Raw genomic sequence first — 1913 nt, forward strand, 5'->3', positions numbered from 1 at the left:
TTATTTTTTTTAGTGTTTTTTTTTGGAAATCAAGTTATAATTATATTAATAAATATAAATTTTTTTAAGGAGGAAAAATTATGAAAAAATTATTATTATTGGGATTGACATTAGCGTTATTTTCAGCAGCTAATTTGGAGGCAAAGACTAGTCGTAAAGCGAACAGCCAAAGTTCATCTGGAGCATTTGAGCTAAATGTGGCACATATTAATGACCATCATTCGCATCTTGAAGAGGAAAAAATGCCCCTTAAACTTAATGGAAAGACTGTTACGGTACATATTGGAGGATTTCCAAGAGTGGCACAGGCAATCAAAAATTTTAGACAGAATAATAAAAATACTCTTGTATTACACGCAGGAGATGCTGTAACAGGGACACTTTATTATACGTTATTTGAAGGAAAAGCCGATGCTGAACTTATGAATGCAATAAATTTTGACGTTTATACATTGGGAAATCATGAATTTGACGATGGGAACAAATTTTTGAAATCATTTCTAGATGTTTTAAAAATACCAGTAGTTTCAGCCAATGTTGTTCCTGATAAAGGAAGTATTCTGGAAGGAAAATGGAAACCGTATATGATAAAGAATATTGGTGGTCAGAATATTGGAATTATAGGAATAGATGTTGTGAAAAAGACTAAGGAATCATCAAGTCCTGGAGATGATATCAAATTTTTAGATGAAATTGAAACAGCAAGAAAATATGTAAATGAATTACAAAGTAAAGGAATAAATAAAATAATATTATTATCTCATGCAGGATATGAAAAAAATGTTGAAATTGGACAAAAAGTTGACGGTGTAGATTTAATTATAACTGGGGATACTCACTATCTTTTAGGAAAAGAATTTGAACAATTTGGGTTAGTTCCAGAAGCAGACAGTTATCCTAAAAAAGTGAATTCTCCTAATGGAAATCCAGTTTATATTGCAGAAGCATGGAATTATTCATATTTATTAGGACAAATGAAGGCAAAATTTGATAAAAATGGAGTAATTACTGAATTAATTCCAACTCCAAAAGTTTTAATTGGAGATGACTTTTTTGAAGTGAAAAATGCTGAAGGAAAAGGAGTTCAATTAGATCAAAAAGAAAAAAATGAAATTTTAAGTTCAATAAAAAATAATAAAAATATAGCTGCCATCAAAAATGATCCAGCTTTAGCAAAACTTCTTGAAAGATACCAAAAAGAAAAAACAGAACTTGGGAAACGTACAGTTGGTAAAATTACAGAAGAAATTCCAGGAGGTTCAGACAACAGAGTACCAAATGAACACAATAAGGACGGTTCTTTCGCAACAACTCTTGTAGCTGAATCAGTTTTACATAAGTTAAGAAATACAGGAACTGGAAATGTTGATTTTGTAATCGGAAATGCGGGAAATGTAAGAATTACACTAAATCCTGGTGTATTCACTTATGATTTAGCATATTCATTATTGCCATTCACTTCAAATACAGTATTTATAACTGATATTACAGGTGCAGAAGTGAAACAGACATTAGAAGATGCGATTGACTATGTACTAAACGGAGGTTCAACAGGAGCATTCCCTTATGGTGCAGGAATCAGATACGAAGCCACAAAAGAAGGAAAACTTGGAACAAGGGTCAAAAAAATAGAAGTATTTGACTTTAAAGCAAATAAATGGGTACCAATTGACGCTAAAAAATCCTACATGTTAGCTGTAAACTCTTATATAGCCAAAGGAAAAGATGGTTACACAACATTAGGGAAAATTACTGCTCAAAAACGCGGAACAGACACTCATTTAAGTGATACAAAAATATTTATAGATTATTTGAAAGAGAAAAAAGAAATAGGGAAACCAAAATCTACAAATGTAATCTTCAAATACTAATTTTTTAAAAAATTTGAAAATAAATGATACTTTATATTGTAT

At 30.5% G+C, this 1913-nt stretch carries 1 protein-coding gene; it reads left to right on the forward strand.

The annotated features are described in order from the left end of the window. Nucleotides 1–80: 80 nt before the first annotated feature. Nucleotides 81–1871 (forward strand): NAD nucleotidase, encoded by a 1791-nt coding sequence (gene nadN / locus Q0370_RS06480; protein ID WP_299573638.1) that lies wholly within the window; start codon nucleotides 81–83, stop codon nucleotides 1869–1871. Nucleotides 1872–1913: the final 42 nt, after the last annotated feature.

This window comes from uncultured Leptotrichia sp. (assembly GCF_938036635.1).
GTDB lineage: Bacteria > Fusobacteriota > Fusobacteriia > Fusobacteriales > Leptotrichiaceae > Leptotrichia > Leptotrichia hongkongensis.

What these genes read in the sequence shown, in the direction of transcription:
- nadN (WP_299573638.1), top strand. Translation starts at nt 81, where the DNA reads ATGAAAAAATTATTATTATTGGGATTGACATTAGCGTTATTTTCAGCA.